The sequence below is a fragment of the Ruegeria sp. AO1 genome (assembly GCF_056535985.1).
This window is the reverse complement of the sequence record NZ_JBQFJC010000001.1, coordinates 3,209,876-3,224,032: the sequence shown is the minus strand read 5'-3', so window position 1 is coordinate 3,224,032 and position 14,157 is coordinate 3,209,876. Positions and strand designations below refer to the sequence as shown.

General features: G+C 59.0%; 12 protein-coding genes. 9 read left to right on the top strand and 3 right to left on the bottom strand.

Features of this window, described 5'->3' with window-relative positions:
* Window positions 1–77: 77 nt before the first annotated feature.
* Window positions 78–1,253 (top strand): acetyl-CoA C-acyltransferase family protein, encoded by a 1,176-nt coding sequence (locus tag ACR3FB_RS16000; protein WP_480566261.1) that lies wholly within the window; start codon window positions 78–80, stop codon window positions 1,251–1,253.
* 98 nt (window positions 1,254–1,351) lie between these two features.
* On the opposite strand, the gene ubiB is transcribed toward ACR3FB_RS16000, so the two are convergent.
* Both ubiB and ubiE read right to left on the bottom strand, forming a co-directional pair.
* The gene (gene ubiB / locus ACR3FB_RS15995; RefSeq protein WP_480566263.1) at window positions 1,352–2,881 is read right to left on the bottom strand and encodes a 2-polyprenylphenol 6-hydroxylase; all 1,530 of its coding nucleotides are present in this window, start codon (window positions 2,879–2,881) and stop codon (window positions 1,352–1,354) included.
* A complete protein-coding gene (ubiE, locus tag ACR3FB_RS15990; protein ID WP_480566265.1) occupies window positions 2,882–3,634 on the bottom strand; it encodes a bifunctional demethylmenaquinone methyltransferase/2-methoxy-6-polyprenyl-1,4-benzoquinol methylase UbiE in 753 nt (250 codons plus the stop codon).
* An 86-nt stretch (window positions 3,635–3,720) separates the two neighbouring features.
* On the opposite strand from ubiE, the gene mutM reads away from it, so the two are divergent.
* The 6 genes from mutM (at window position 3,721) to recF (ending at window position 10,313) form a co-directional block, all read left to right on the top strand.
* Window positions 3,721–4,572: a bifunctional DNA-formamidopyrimidine glycosylase/DNA-(apurinic or apyrimidinic site) lyase gene (gene mutM, locus ACR3FB_RS15985; protein ID WP_480566267.1), complete on the top strand. Its 852-nt coding sequence runs from the start codon at window positions 3,721–3,723 to the stop codon at window positions 4,570–4,572.
* Between the two features lie 66 nt (window positions 4,573–4,638).
* Entirely contained in the window at window positions 4,639–5,415 is a 777-nt protein-coding gene (locus ACR3FB_RS15980; protein ID WP_170689390.1) for an enoyl-CoA hydratase, read from the top strand.
* Between the two features lie 227 nt (window positions 5,416–5,642).
* The gene (gene rpsT / locus ACR3FB_RS15975) at window positions 5,643–5,906 is read left to right on the top strand and encodes a 30S ribosomal protein S20 (protein WP_142638226.1); all 264 of its coding nucleotides are present in this window, start codon (window positions 5,643–5,645) and stop codon (window positions 5,904–5,906) included.
* Between the two features lie 530 nt (window positions 5,907–6,436).
* On the top strand, window positions 6,437–7,813 hold the full coding sequence (dnaA, locus tag ACR3FB_RS15970) for a chromosomal replication initiator protein DnaA (RefSeq protein WP_480566269.1): 1,377 nt from the start codon (window positions 6,437–6,439) through the stop codon (window positions 7,811–7,813).
* Window positions 7,814–8,037: 224 nt separating this feature from the next.
* The gene (gene dnaN / locus ACR3FB_RS15965) at window positions 8,038–9,159 is read left to right on the top strand and encodes a DNA polymerase III subunit beta (protein ID WP_480566271.1); all 1,122 of its coding nucleotides are present in this window, start codon (window positions 8,038–8,040) and stop codon (window positions 9,157–9,159) included.
* Between the two features lie 59 nt (window positions 9,160–9,218).
* Entirely contained in the window at window positions 9,219–10,313 is a 1,095-nt protein-coding gene (gene recF / locus ACR3FB_RS15960) for a DNA replication/repair protein RecF (protein ID WP_480566273.1), read from the top strand.
* Here recF and ACR3FB_RS15955 read toward each other — a convergent pair.
* On the bottom strand, window positions 10,310–10,876 hold the full coding sequence (locus tag ACR3FB_RS15955; RefSeq protein ID WP_480566275.1) for a carboxymuconolactone decarboxylase family protein: 567 nt from the start codon (window positions 10,874–10,876) through the stop codon (window positions 10,310–10,312). The two genes, recF and ACR3FB_RS15955, sit on opposite strands and share 4 nt — an antisense overlap.
* Before the next feature lie 100 nt (window positions 10,877–10,976).
* Here ACR3FB_RS15955 and ACR3FB_RS15950 point away from each other — a divergent pair, with 100 nt between their 5' ends.
* A complete protein-coding gene (locus ACR3FB_RS15950; protein WP_480566277.1) occupies window positions 10,977–11,549 on the top strand; it encodes a TetR/AcrR family transcriptional regulator in 573 nt (190 codons plus the stop codon).
* Window positions 11,550–11,651: 102 nt separating this feature from the next.
* Complete coding sequence (gene gyrB, locus ACR3FB_RS15945; protein ID WP_170643552.1) at window positions 11,652–14,069, top strand: DNA topoisomerase (ATP-hydrolyzing) subunit B; 2,418 nt, start codon at window positions 11,652–11,654, stop codon at window positions 14,067–14,069.
* The last annotated feature ends 88 nt before the right edge of the window (window positions 14,070–14,157 follow it).

Below are 14,157 nucleotides of genomic sequence, written 5' to 3'. Positions count from 1 at the left end.
GCTTGTGACGGTACGTCGTATAGGACAACGCGCCAACTGGGCGTAATAGTGCCGCCAAATCCAAGAGGAGAAGAGACATGAAAGATATCGTCATTCTGGATGGGGCCCGTACGGCTGTTGGAACGTTTGGGGGTGCTCTGGCCTCGACCGCACCGATTGATCTGGCGACCGTTGTAACCGAAGCCGCGATGGAGAAATCGGGCGTCGAAGGCGGCCAGATTGGCAATGTTGTGTTTGGCCATGTGATCAACACCGAACCGCGCGACATGTATCTGTCGCGTGCGGCGGCCAAACAGGCAGGTATCCCGGTCGAAACCCCCGCGATGAACGTGAACCGTCTGTGTGGATCGGGGTCGCAGGCGATTGTGTCCGCGGTACAATCACTGATGCTGGGCGATGCCGAATTTGCTGTAGCTGGTGGGGCTGAGAGCATGTCGCGCAGCCCCTACATCCTGCAGCAGGCGCGCTGGGGTGCCAAGATGGGCGATATCAAGTCGCTCGACATGATGCTGGGTGCGTTGAACTGCCCCTTTGGCACCGGCCATATGGGTGTGACGGCTGAGAACGTCGCCGATGAGCATCAGGTCACACGCGAGCAGATGGATGAGTTCGCTCTGACCAGCCAGACCCGCGCCGCTGCGGCCATTGAGGCCGGATATTTCCAAAGCCAGATCGCGCCGGTTCAGGTCAAGGTCAAGCGCGACATGGTTGACTTCATGGTCGATGAGCATCCCAAAGCGACCTCGATTGAGGCGCTGGCAGGTCTGCGTCCGGCGTTTAAGAAGGATGGCCGGGTGACGGCGGGTAACGCCTCGGGCATCAATGACGGTGCGGCAGCGATGGTTCTTGCCACGGCAGACGCGGCCGAGAAGGCTGGTCTGAAGCCGAAAGCGCGTATTCTGGGTTACGGCCACGCCGGTGTCCGCCCCGAGGTGATGGGCATTGGTCCAGTGCCTGCGGTGCAGAACCTGCTGGCGCGCACCGGTCTGTCGGTTGAAGATTTTGACGTGATCGAAAGCAACGAGGCCTTTGCCTCGCAGGCGCTGGCTGTGAATAAAGAGCTGGGTCTGGACGCGGCCAAGGTGAACCCGAATGGCGGTGCCATCGCGCTGGGCCACCCCGTTGGTGCAACCGGAGCGATCATCACGTTGAAGGCTTTGTATGAGCTGGAACGCACCGGCGGCTCTAAAGGTCTGGTGACCATGTGCATCGGTGGCGGCCAGGGAATCGCCATTGCCTTTGAGCTTCTCTGATTCCAGATGTTGGTGGGGGGCTGTCTGCCCCCCATCGCGCCGTTGGGCGCGATTCCCCCCGAGGATATTTTCAGCCAGATGAAGCAGGCGGCTGGCGCCTAGCTGAGCGCCGCTAGCAACAGGACCAAAGCAGCGCCTGCCACGGCTCCCAGCGTGGCGGGAAGGGCTTTGGACCACAGGCGGGAGTTGGACTGATCGTCTTTCTGGGTTTGTGCGATCAGGGCGTCTTCCACCAGCGCAGGCAGACGTGGGCCGAACCGTGCCAGAACCAGCGCGGTTTTGCCAAAGTCGCGGAGCGCCGCGCGCGGGCCGATGGATTTCTTGATGTAATCCTCGACGACCGGGCGCGCGACCTCCCATATATTGATATGCGGATCGAGTGAGCGGGCGACGCCTTCGACCACAACCATGGTGCGCTGCAGCAGGATCAGCTCGGTCCGGGTTTCCATGCCGAAGCGTTCGGTGACTTCGAACAGGTAGTTCAGCAGGCGACCCATCGAAATATGGGTGGCGTCCATGCCGAAGATGGGCTCGCCCACAGCGCGCAGGGCCCGGGCGAATTCGTCAACGTCTTGATTGGCTGGGACATATCCGGCTTCGAAATGGACCTCGGCCACGCGTTTGTAGTCGCGGCGGATGAAGCCAAAGAGGATCTCGGCATAGACGCGGCGGGTGTATTCGTCGATATGGCCCATGATGCCGTAGTCATAGGCGATGATATCGCTGTTGGCGGCGACCTTCAGGTTGCCCTGGTGCATGTCGGCGTGGAAATAGCCATCGCGCAGGGCGTGCAGCAGGAACAAGCGTAGGACACGCTCACCCAGATCGCGGCGGTTGTGGCCCGCGGCGTCCAAGGCGTCGTTGTCCCCCAACGGGATGCCATCCGCCCAGCTGAGCGTCATCACCCGGCGCGCGGACAGGGACCACACGACCGGAGGCAACCAGAACCCGGCATCATCCTTGGTGTTGGCGGCGTATTCCGAGGCTGCCGAGCTTTCCAGACGCAAGTCCAGCTCGCCGCGCACCACGCCATCGAAGTGTTCGATCACTTCCATTGGACGCAAACGACGCGCGCCTGGGGCGCAGAGTTGTACCATGCGGGCGGCGAAATAAAACGCGTCGACATCCTTGCGGAAGGCGCGCTCGATTCCCGGACGCAGGACTTTGACGGCGACGTCCTCGCCTGTGCTGGTCAGCTTGGCCTTGTGAACCTGAGCGATCGAGGCCGCAGCGATCGGTTCGCTGAACTCGCTGAACATTTCTGAGATCGGCTGCCCCAGCTCCTTCTCGACCTCAGCCATGGCCTCGGCCTTCGGGAACGGGGGCAGCTTGTCCTGCAATACGCGCAGTTGCTCGGCCAGTTCGTTGCCAACAACGTCGGGTCGGGTGGAAAGGACCTGTCCGAATTTGATGTACGCCGGACCCAGCGCCGTCAGGGCGCGTGTGGCAGGGGGCATCTCGGGGTCGCCTTTGTACCCAAGCCATTGAAACGGTTTGCCAAGCGCGTGGGCGAGAAAGCGGACCGCGCGGGGGGCTTCGAACGCGTCCAGCACGACATTCATCGCGCCTGTGCGCTCTAGCGTGGCGCCTGTTCGGATCAGGCGCATTATGTTGTGAGGGCCACGCATTTAGATCTTCCAGCCGGAATGCAGCGCGGCGATTCCCATGCTCAGGTTGCGGTACTTGACGTTCTCAAAACCGGCGGTGCGGACCATGCCCAGGAACGTCTCCTGATCGGGGAACTTTCGGATCGATTCCACGAGGTACTGGTAGCTGTCGTAGTCATTGGCGATCAGCTTGCCCATGCGCGGGATGACGTTGAAGCTGTAGAGATCATAGAGCTTTTGCAGCCCGTCATTTGGCAATTGGCTGAATTCCAGCACCATCAGGCGACCACCGGGTTTAAGTACGCGATAGGCCTCGTTCAGCGCCTCTTGCGGGCGGGTGACGTTCCGGATGCCGAAGGAGATTGTGTAGACGTCGAAGGTGTTGTCCTCGAACGGCAGGGACATCGCATCGCCAACGACCCAGCTCAGGCTATCAGACATCTGGTCGGCCTCAGCCCGCTGACGGCCTTCGACCAGCATTGGTTCGGTCAGGTCAAGAACGGTGGCGTGGCCATAGCCCGCGCGTTTCAGGAAACGGAACGAGATGTCTCCGGTGCCGCCTGCGACGTCCAGCAGGCGCTGACCGGGGCGCGGGGCAAGCCAGTCCATCATCGCGTCTTTCCAAACCCGATGGATGCCCATCGACATGACATCATTCATCACGTCGTATTTCGAGGCCACCGAGTTGAAAACGCCCTGTACGCGCCCGGCCTTGTCGGCCTCGCGGACGGTTTCGAACCCGAAATGAGTGGTCTTGTCGCTGTTGTCGGACATTTGCCTTGCCGTTTGTCGAATTTCGCCTCTGTTATAGGGCCATCAGAGGCGGGCACAATGCGGCCCTTTGGAATAGGAGCCATCTAATGCCCGAATTGCCTGAGGTCGAGACAGTAAGACGCGGCCTGACCCCTGCGATGGAGGGGGTGGTAATCGAGCGTGCAGATGTGAACCGTCCCGATCTGCGCTGGCCCTTTCCGGAGTGTATGGCCGAGCGGTTGACAGGACAGCGGGTGGATCGGCTAAGGCGATGTTCCAAGTACATTCTGGCTGATCTCAGCAGTGGCGAGACGTTGTTGATTCACTTGGGTATGTCGGGGCGTATGACGGTATCAGGTGACCCGTTGGGGCAGTTCGTCCATGACCATCCAATGCCCGAAAAGCATGACCATGTCGTGTTCCACATGGCCAATGGTGCCCGCGTGACATTCAATGATCCACGCCGGTTCGGAGCCATGGATTTACTGCCAACCGCAACCGCAGAAGACCACAAACTGCTGTCCGTTCTGGGGCCGGAACCATTGGGCAATGATTTTCACGAACAGCACCTGATTGACGCGTTCAAGGGCAAGAACACGCCAGTCAAATCGGCACTTCTGGATCAGGGAATCGTTGCCGGGTTGGGGAATATTTACGTTTGCGAGGCGCTTTATCGCGGCAAGGTGTCGCCACGTCGCAAAGCCGGACAAATTTCTGCGGCGCGTGTCGCAGCCCTTGTGCCGATCATCCGGCAGGTGTTGCAGGACGCGATCGAAGCAGGGGGATCGTCACTGAAAGATTTCCGTCAAGCCGATGGAGAACTTGGATATTTTCAACACAGCTTTGATGTCTATGGCCGCGAAGGCGAACCCTGCCGAACCCAGGGCTGCGGTGCCGAAATCAAGAGAATCACCCAGTCCGGTCGCTCATCCTTCTATTGTGCGCAATGCCAAAGATAGCTTGATCCAGCGAAATCGCGTGTTAAGGAATCGTACCTGAACGGAACAACCGGAAGCTTATACCTCATGGCTTTTGAGACGATCATCGTCGAAATCGAAGACCACGTCGCCCTTATCAAACTCGACCGACCAGATGCGATGAACGCGCTGAACACCCAATTGGTGGGTGAGCTGTGCAACGCGCTGGAAGAGGCGGACCAGAACGACAAAGTGCGCTGCATCGTGCTGACCGGCTCGGAAAAGGCGTTTGCCGCAGGTGCGGACATCAAGGAAATGTCCGAGATGAGCTTTGTCGATGTGTTCAGCACCGACCTGTTTGCCTCGGTCAACGAGCGTGTCTCGGCCATTCGCAAACCCATAATCGCGGCGGTTGCGGGTTACGCGCTGGGCGGTGGCTGCGAAGTCGCCATGATGTGCGATTTCATCATTGCGGCCGATACAGCCAAGTTCGGCCAGCCCGAGATCAATCTGGGCGTTATTGCCGGTATCGGCGGCACCCAGCGCCTGACGCGCTTTGTCGGCAAGTCCAAGGCGATGGACATGAACCTGACCGGTCGCTTCATGGACGCCGAAGAAGCCGAGCGCGCGGGCCTTGTCAGCCGTGTGGTTCCCGCCAAGAAGCTGATCGAAGAAGCTGTGGGTGCAGCCCATAAGATTGCTGAGAAATCTCTGCTAACGGCTGCAGCCGCCAAAGAGGCGGTGAATCGCAGCTATGAGCTACCGCTGAGTGAAGGTTTGCTGTTCGAGCGTCGCGTCTTTCATTCGATGTTCGCCACCGAAGATCAGAAAGAGGGCATGGCGGCGTTTCTGGAAAAACGCGCCGCGCAATTCCGCGATAAGTAAGGTCGCGACAGGGAAATTCAAAAGGGCAGGCTGTGGCCTGCCTTTTTTTGTTGGGCGCACAAGGCAAGAATCGGCTTGGCAAACCTGTAAAACTTGGGTAGTGACCGCCGTTATACATGCGCGTGCGGCCCGCTTGGCCCGACTCACACTCGTGATTTCTGATCCGGTGCGGATAATTCCGTGGCGCGCAACCCTAGATAACCGTACCGAACAAAGGTCAGAGACACATGGCAAATTCGCCCCAGGCAAAGAAACGCGCCCGTCAGAACGAAAAGCGTTTCGCCGTAAACAAAGCACGCCGTTCGCGCATCCGCACCTACCTGCGTAAAGTTGAAGAAGCGATCGCATCCGGCGACAAAGACGCTGCAACCGCAGCTCTGCGCGCAGCTCAGCCTGAACTGATGCGCGGCGTCACCAAAGGCGTTTTCCACAAGAACACCGCATCGCGTAAAATGTCGCGCCTGTCGGCACGCGTAAAAGCGCTGGGTTGATTCCCGCTAGGACGCGTCAAGTGTTTTCCTACGTAAAGGCGTCGCGCATTGCGGCGCCTTTCGTGTTTGTTGCCAGAAAGCCGCGACCTCACGAAGTCGAGAGATTCTTTCGCCCCGAACCCCGAGTCAATATCAGAGTTTCGTTGCTGCGACAGGCAACATCTTGCTACCACTGAGTCAGCGATTCACTCGCTTGGGGGGACAGGCTGTTCCAGCCATCTGACTGACGGGCATCAGTCAGACAGCAGGAACCAGCGTTCGGAAACTGGCCTTGGCCGGTGAAACGATCTGCTCTGGGTCTCGGGTTTTCCGACGATCTCAGCCCTGTCAAACAATTGGGTTACGACGCGTGCCCCGGTTTTCCGGGATCCTGCTGCGGGATACGATTTGTGCATGCTGAGTGTTCATTTACCCGCCGGATGGGACAGTCCGGCGCAGGGTACCCTTGTGCGTGAACGTCAATGACCGGGAAACCGGCGACGATTGATAAGACCGACAGGTCAAAAAAAATGGGATGCGTGAGGCGCTTGATGACACAAGAGAAATGGGGACAACTGCGTAGCAAACTACTGAAGGCCGTTGGTAAGAACAACTTCACCACCTGGATTGAGCCTCTGGAATTTCAGGAGCTTCAGGATGGTGTAGCCGTGTTCTCGGTGCCAACCAACTTCATGGGGAATTACGTCAGCCAGAATTTCGCAGATTTGATTCTGTATGAACTGAATACCGCGGGTGAGACCGTCCAACGTCTTGCGTTCAAGGCGGCAGCCAATTCGACCACCCGACCGGCAGTTGTCACGGATGAACCCAAGTTGGCTGCTGCTGCTGCACCGCTTGCGGAATCTGCCAATGCGGCGCTAGAGGATCTGCAAGCCGCACCCTTGGATGCGCGTTTTACCTTCGACAGCTTTGTTGTCGGTAAACCCAACGAGCTGGCCCATGCTGCCGCTCGCCGCGTAGCCGAAGGTGGCCCGGTCACGTTCAATCCGCTTGTTCTCTATGGCGGTGTTGGGCTAGGTAAAACCCACCTGATGCACGCCATCGCATGGGAGCTGAAGACCAAAAGCCCCGAGCTGAATGTGCTTTACCTGTCGGCGGAACAGTTCATGTATCGCTTTGTTCAGGCTCTGCGCGAACGCCGGATGATGGATTTCAAACATCTGTTCCGCTCGGTCGATGTGCTGATGGTGGACGATGTGCAGTTCATCGCGGGCAAGGACTCAACCCAAGAAGAGTTCTTTCACACCTTCAATGCGCTGGTGGACCAGAACAAGCAGATCATCATCTCGGCCGACCGCGCCCCGGGTGAGATCAAGGATTTGGAAGATCGTGTGAAATCGCGCCTGCAATGCGGTCTGGTCGTTGACTTGCATCCCACCGACTACGAACTGCGTCTGGGCATTCTGCAGAATAAGGTCCAGCAGCATATCGCCACCTATCCCGATCTGGTCATCGCCGATGGCGTGCTGGAGTTTCTGGCGCATCGCATCTCGACCAATGTACGCGTTCTCGAAGGCGCCCTGACCCGTCTGTTCGCCTTCGCCTCGCTCGTGGGGCGTGAGATCGACATGGAACTGACGCAGGACTGTCTGGCGGATGTGCTGCGCGCGTCCGAGCGCAAGATCACCGTCGAAGAGATCCAGCGCAAAGTGTCGGACTACTACAACATTCGCCTGTCCGACATTATCGGCCCCAAGCGCCTGCGGTCCTATGCTCGTCCGCGTCAGGTGGCCATGTATCTTTGCAAGCAACTGACCAGCCGCTCTCTGCCTGAGATCGGCCGCCGTTTCGGAGGGCGCGACCATACAACCGTCATGCACGGGGTGAAGCGCATCGAAGAGCTGAAAACGACCGATGGTCAGATCGCAGAAGACGTGGAAATGCTGCGCCGCTCGCTAGAGGCCTGAGCCGCACCATTGTCGGTAAATGCCCCGGGCCAGTGCGTCCGGGGCATTTTCTTGTGCGCTATTCTCCACGGTTGCGGAGGAATGGACGCGTTTCGCGCGCGTACCTCTTGACCACCGGGGTATTCCCACCCAGAAATCGGTAAAAAATCCTTGTGCCTCAGGGCTGAGACGCTAACGTGCCAGTCCCGCCCATTTTCGGCACGCAAGTCAGAGGAACAGAGGGTATGAAGATCAGCATCGAACGCGGCACCCTTCTCAAGGCCGTTTCCCAGGCCCAATCCGTTGTGGAACGTCGCAACACGATCCCGATCCTTGCCAATGTGCTAATCGAGGCCGAAGGCGACCAAGCCCTGTTCCGAGCCACTGATCTGGATATCGAGGTTGTCGACAAAGCGCCTGCGCAGGTCGAAAAGGCGGGTGCGACGACTGTGGCTGCTACGACCCTGCATGAAATTGTGCGCAAACTGCCGGATGGCGCGCTTGTCACCCTGACGGCGGACAGCGCAGCTGGCCGTTTGACGGTAGAGGCGGGGCGGTCGAACTTCTCTCTGGCGACCTTGCCGAAAGAGGATTTCCCGGTCATGGCGTCCTCGGAATACCAGTCGAATTTCACCGCGTCGGCGGCGTTGCTGCGTCGGTTGTTCGACAAATCGAAATTCGCCATCTCGACCGAAGAGACGCGGTACTATCTGAACGGTGTCTACATGCATGTCGCGGACGGGTCCGAAGGCGGCAAGGTCCTGCGCTGCGTGGCCACCGATGGTCACCGCCTGGCGCGGATTGATGCGGACCTGCCGGATGGCGCTGCGGACATGCCGGGTGTGATCGTGCCCCGTAAAACCGTGGGTGAGCTGCGCAAACTGCTGGACGATGACGAGATGGATATCGCTGTCTCGGTCAGCGAAACCAAGGTACGCTTTGCCACGCCGAATATTACGCTGACCTCGAAGGTCATTGATGGCACCTTCCCCGACTACACACGCGTCATTCCGCAGGGCAATACGCGCCAACTGGAAGTGGATGCTGCCGAGTTCGCGCAAGCCGTGGATCGGGTTGCAACGGTTTCGTCAGAGCGTTCGCGCGCTGTTAAGCTGCAACTGGATGCGGATAAGCTGGTGCTGTCAGTCAATGCCCCGGATAGCGGCGCGGCTGAGGAAGAGTTGGCCGTTGCTTATGGCGATGAACGTCTCGAGATTGGGTTCAACGCGAAATACCTGCTCGAAATCGCGTCGCAGGTGGATCGTGAGAACGCGGTATTCCTGTTTAACTCGGCCGGTGACCCGACTTTGATGCGCGAAGGCAATGATCTGAGCGCGGTTTACGTCGTCATGCCGATGCGCGTCTGATCGCGCTGGCGCGCGATGCCTCCGGCGGAGGTATTTTTGAACAGAAGAAGGGAGGGGTCATGGGATTGGCCCTGACCGAGCTTACGGTCTCGCATTTTCGGTCTCACAAACTGGCGCGTTTGTCTTTGGATGGGCGCCCGGTTGCGATCCATGGGCCGAACGGGGCCGGGAAGACCAATATCCTTGAAGCTGTGTCGCTGTTCTCGCCCGGTCGCGGGATGCGGCGGGCCAGCGCGGCGGAGATGACCCGGCGGCCTGAGGCTTTGGGCTGGAAACTGTCCGGCCTGCTGAGTGCGCGGGGCGGGCGGTATGAGATCGAGACATGGTCCGAAGGCGGCGCGGCGCGTCAGGTTCGGATTGATGGCAAGGCTGCCAGTCAGATCGATCTGGGCAAACTTGCGCGCGTGGTGTGGTTGATCCCGTCGATGGATCGGCTGTGGATCGAAGGAGCCGAGGGGCGGCGGCGGTTTCTGGATCGCATCGCGTTGAGCTTTGATCCCGCGCATGCCGAAGCGTCGCTGACCTATGAGAAAGCCATGCGGGAGCGAAACCGGCTGCTGAAGGATCAGGTCCGGGACGCCCATTGGTACACGGCTTTGGAAGGTCAGATGGCCGAGACAGGGTACCGGATACACGCGGCGCGTCTTGCGGCGTTGGATCATTTGCGTACCGCGCAGGAAAAGGCCGAAACGGCGTTTCCTTCAGCAGACTTGGAGTTGATTCAAACGGAAGGTGCGATGCCCGAGGCTGCGGATGATCTGCGCGAGGCGCTGAGCGAAAGCCGTTTCCGCGATCTGGCGGCGGGGCGGACTTTGGTCGGGCCGCATCGCTCGGACCTGTATGGGGTGTTTGCTGCCAAGGGGGTTCCGGCCAAGGATTGTTCGACGGGTGAGCAGAAAGCGCTGCTGGTGTCCCTGATCCTGTCAAACGCACGGGCGTTGGCGGGAATGGTCGGCGCGCCGCCGATCGTTCTGCTGGATGAGGTAGCTGCGCATCTGGATGCCGGGCGACGCGCGGCGCTCTATGATGAAATCTGTGCGCTGGGCGCTCAGGCCTGGATGACGGGAACCGGGCCTGAGCTGTTTGCGGAATTGGGCGACCGGGCCCAAACGCTGACGGTCAACGACAGCGGCGAAGGCTCGGCTGTAGCTTAGGCCGGTTCGCCCACTTTACGTTCCCACAAGAAGCCGCGCATGACTTCGTCGACCGGAGTTTTAGCCATGTGGTTGACGTAGTTCGACATGGTTTTCTGTGCGAGGCCCAGAACAACATCCAGAACGGCGCGGTGGGAATAGCCTGCGTCAAAGAACGCCTGCAGCTGTTCTTCGGTCGGGTTGCCGCGGGTTTCCATGACTTGCAGGGCGAAAGTGCGCAGGGCCTCCAGCTTAGCTGTCGGCAGCGGGGTTTCGTTGCGCAGAGCCTCGGTGATCTCGTCCGAAATCTTCATCATTTTGGCGATGCCGGTATGGGCGGGGACACAGTAGTGGCACTCGTTTTCAACGTTGATGGTCTGCCAGACGACGGTCTTCTCATCATTGTCGAAATCGGTTTGCAGGAAGAGGCCGTGCAGAACCTGATAAGCCTCAAGATGTTGCGGGCTTTCCGCCATCACCTTGTGCAGACCGGGCAGGCGGCCAAAGGCGGCTTGCGATTTCTCTAGCAGCGGTTTGGACCCCTCAGGGGCGGATTCGAGGTCGTGAGACGGGAAGTTGGCCATGTCAAAACTCCTGATTTCTGGCGCGATGAGTCGTATTTAGGGTTTCTTGAGCGATCACTCAAGTATATATTTGAGCAAATGCTCAAGAATTGGTGATCCAATGCCCCGCAAACCCGCATATGATCGAGACGCGCTGATCGCGCAGGCGCGTGATATCTTCTGGCGTCACGGCTGGGCCGGGACGTCGCTGAAGGACCTTGAGCGCGAGTTGAAGTTGAAACCGGGTAGTTTCTATGCGGCGTTTGGCTCGAAAGATGCCCTCTATGCGCTGGCGCTGGAGCGCTACGCGCAGGACGGGGTTGCCAGTATGCTGGCCTTGGCTGAGGAACTGGGGCCGCTCGGGGCGCTCAAGGCGCAGCCCTATCGCGTGATTTCTGCCTCTGACCTGCCGACCAAAGCTTGCATGCTGGCCAAGACCTATGCCGAATTGCAGGCAAAGGATCACGATTTGGCCGGTCAGGCAGGCGCGCACATGATCGCAATGAAATCCTGTTTCGCAGACCTGTTCCGCCGCGCCCAGAAGGCCGGAGAGATCAGCCCCGATCACGATCCCGAACGCCTTGCTGCGCGCTATCAGTCGGACCTTCTGGGCCTGCGATTGACGGCCGAACGGGACGACGTCAACGCCGCCGAAATTGCCGCCGATATCGCGGCAGACCTCGATCGGCTTTGATCCGCAGATAAATCGGATCTCAACCACAAAATCTTGGGGGAGCGCGTGACATTCCCCACCAGAAAACGTATAAGTTACCAAAATAATATAGGTACTAACGGCATGTCCGAAGACGCACAGGCACCCCAGGAATACGGCGCGGATTCCATAAAAGTTCTCAAAGGCTTAGAGGCGGTTCGCAAACGTCCCGGTATGTATATCGGGGATACGGATGATGGCTCGGGTCTGCACCATATGGTGTATGAGGTCGTGGACAACGGAATTGATGAGGCTCTGGCCGGTCATGCCGACCATGTGACTGTGAAAATTCACGCGGATTCCAGCGTCTCGGTTAGTGACAACGGGCGCGGTATTCCGGTCGATATTCACCCCGAAGAGGGCGTCTCGGCGGCCGAGGTCATCATGACCCAGCTGCATGCGGGCGGTAAGTTCGACAGCAACTCGTACAAGGTGTCGGGCGGTCTGCACGGCGTGGGCGTGTCGGTTGTGAATGCTCTGTCCGAATGGCTGGAGCTGCGCATCTGGCGCGCGGGCAAAGAGCACGTTGCACGTTTTGAGCGTGGTGAGACCGCTGAGCATCTGAAAGTCGTCGGCGAATGCGGCGATCGCACCGGGACCGAGGTGCGCTTTCTGGCCTCGACAGATACGTTCTCGAACCTCGAATATTCGTTTGAGACGCTGGAGAAGCGCCTGCGTGAGCTGGCCTTCCTGAACTCGGGCGTGCGCATCATCCTGATTGATGAACGCCCTGCCGAACGGCTGGAGACCGAGCTATTCTATGAGGGTGGCGTCAAGGAATTCGTCAAATACCTCGACCGGTCGAAAAGCCCGGCCATGCCCGAGCCAATCTATATCAAGGGCGAGCGGGACGATATCGGTGTCGAAATCGCCATGTGGTGGAATGACAGCTACCACGAGACGGTTCTGCCTTTCACCAACAACATCCCACAGCGGGACGGTGGCACGCACGTGGCCGGTTTCCGCGGCGCTCTGACCCGGACGATCAACAACTATGCGCAGTCCAGCGGGATCGCGAAGAAGGAAAAGGTCAGCTTTACCGGCGACGATGCACGCGAAGGTCTGACCTGCGTGTTGTCGGTGAAAGTGCCGGACCCGAAATTCTCTTCCCAAACCAAAGACAAGCTGGTGTCGTCCGAAGTCCGCCCTGCAGTCGAAGGCCTGATGAACGAAAAGCTGGCCGAGTGGTTCGAAGAGAACCCCAATGAAGCTAAGGGTATCGTCGGCAAGATCATCGAGGCCGCATTGGCACGTGAGGCCGCCCGAAAGGCGCGTGAACTTACCCGCCGCAAGACGGCGATGGATGTGAATTATCTGGCCGGTAAGCTGAAGGACTGTTCCGAGAAAGACCCGTCCAAAACCGAAGTTTTCCTGGTCGAGGGTGACTCGGCGGGCGGCTCCGCCCAAACAGGCCGGGATCGTCTGACTCAGGCCGTTCTGCCCTTGCGCGGGAAAATCCTGAATGTCGAGCGTGCGCGGTTTGATCGGATGCTGTCGTCTCAGGAAATCGGGAACCTCGTGATGGCGTTGGGCACCGGCATTGGCCGCGATGAGTTCAACATCGAAAAGCTGCGCTACCACAAGATCGTCATCATGACCGATGCGGATGTCGATGGCGCGCACATCAGAACCCTGCTGCTGACCTTCTTCTACCGTCAGATGCCGGAATTGATTGAAGGTGGCTATCTCTACATCGCGCAGCCGCCGCTCTATAAAGTTTCACGTGGTAAATCAGAGGTTTACCTGAAGGACCAGGCCGCGCTGGACGACTATCTGATCAATCAGGGGGTAGAGGGTGCTGTTCTGAAGTTGGGCTCTGGCGAAGAAATCGTCGGCCAAGACCTGACCCGCGTTGTCGACGAAGCGCGCCAGTTGAAACGCGTGTTGGATGCCTTCCCAACTCACTACCCGCGTCACATTCTGGAACAGGCCGCCGTGGCCGGTGCCTTTGTCCCCGGTGCTGTCGATGCCGACCTGCAAGGTGTTGCCGACAAGGTTGCCGCCCGTCTCGACCTGATCGCGCTGGAATACGAGCGCGGCTGGCAGGGCCGTATCACGCAGGATCACGGCATCCGCTTAGCCCGTATCCTGCGCGGCGTTGAAGAGGTCCGCACACTGGACGGCCCGATGCTGCGCTCGGGCGAGGCCCGCAAGACCGGCAGCTTCACACAAAGCCTGCAAGAGGTCTACAACACCCCAGCTACCCTGATCCGCCGCGACCGGATGCAGGCGATCCACGGCCCGTTGGACCTTTTGCGCGCCATTCTGGAAGAGGGCGAAAAGGGCCTATCGCTGCAGCGCTACAAGGGCTTGGGCGAGATGAACCCCGATCAACTCTGGGAAACCACGCTGGACCCGGACGCGCGCACCCTTTTGCAGGTGCGTGTGGACGACATGGTCGAGGCCGACGATCTCTTCACCAAACTGATGGGTGACGTGGTGGAGCCACGCCGTGAATTCATTCAGCAGAATGCTCTGAGCGTTGAGAATCTGGATTTCTGAGAACTTGTGCTGTTCGGTTTTGGATTGAATTCTTCCACGGCTAATGCACTTATGGTTGAGATTTAGTGCGTTCAAGTTGACCGAGCCA

Excerpts from the sequence above, each read along its gene's own strand:
- ACR3FB_RS16000 (WP_480566261.1), top strand. The coding sequence starts at position 78 with ATGAAAGATATCGTCATTCTGGATGGGGCCCGTACGGCTGTTGGAACG.
- ubiB (WP_480566263.1), bottom strand. The coding sequence starts at position 2,881 with ATGCGTGGCCCTCACAACATAATGCGCCTGATCCGAACAGGCGCCACG.
- ubiE (WP_480566265.1), bottom strand. The coding sequence starts at position 3,634 with ATGTCCGACAACAGCGACAAGACCACTCATTTCGGGTTCGAAACCGTC.
- mutM (WP_480566267.1), top strand. The coding sequence starts at position 3,721 with ATGCCCGAATTGCCTGAGGTCGAGACAGTAAGACGCGGCCTGACCCCT.
- ACR3FB_RS15980 (WP_170689390.1), top strand. The coding sequence starts at position 4,639 with ATGGCTTTTGAGACGATCATCGTCGAAATCGAAGACCACGTCGCCCTT.
- rpsT (WP_142638226.1), top strand. The coding sequence starts at position 5,643 with ATGGCAAATTCGCCCCAGGCAAAGAAACGCGCCCGTCAGAACGAAAAG.
- dnaA (WP_480566269.1), top strand. The coding sequence starts at position 6,437 with ATGACACAAGAGAAATGGGGACAACTGCGTAGCAAACTACTGAAGGCC.
- dnaN (WP_480566271.1), top strand. The coding sequence starts at position 8,038 with ATGAAGATCAGCATCGAACGCGGCACCCTTCTCAAGGCCGTTTCCCAG.
- recF (WP_480566273.1), top strand. The coding sequence starts at position 9,219 with ATGGGATTGGCCCTGACCGAGCTTACGGTCTCGCATTTTCGGTCTCAC.
- ACR3FB_RS15955 (WP_480566275.1), bottom strand. The coding sequence starts at position 10,876 with ATGGCCAACTTCCCGTCTCACGACCTCGAATCCGCCCCTGAGGGGTCC.
- ACR3FB_RS15950 (WP_480566277.1), top strand. The coding sequence starts at position 10,977 with ATGCCCCGCAAACCCGCATATGATCGAGACGCGCTGATCGCGCAGGCG.
- gyrB (WP_170643552.1), top strand. The coding sequence starts at position 11,652 with ATGTCCGAAGACGCACAGGCACCCCAGGAATACGGCGCGGATTCCATA.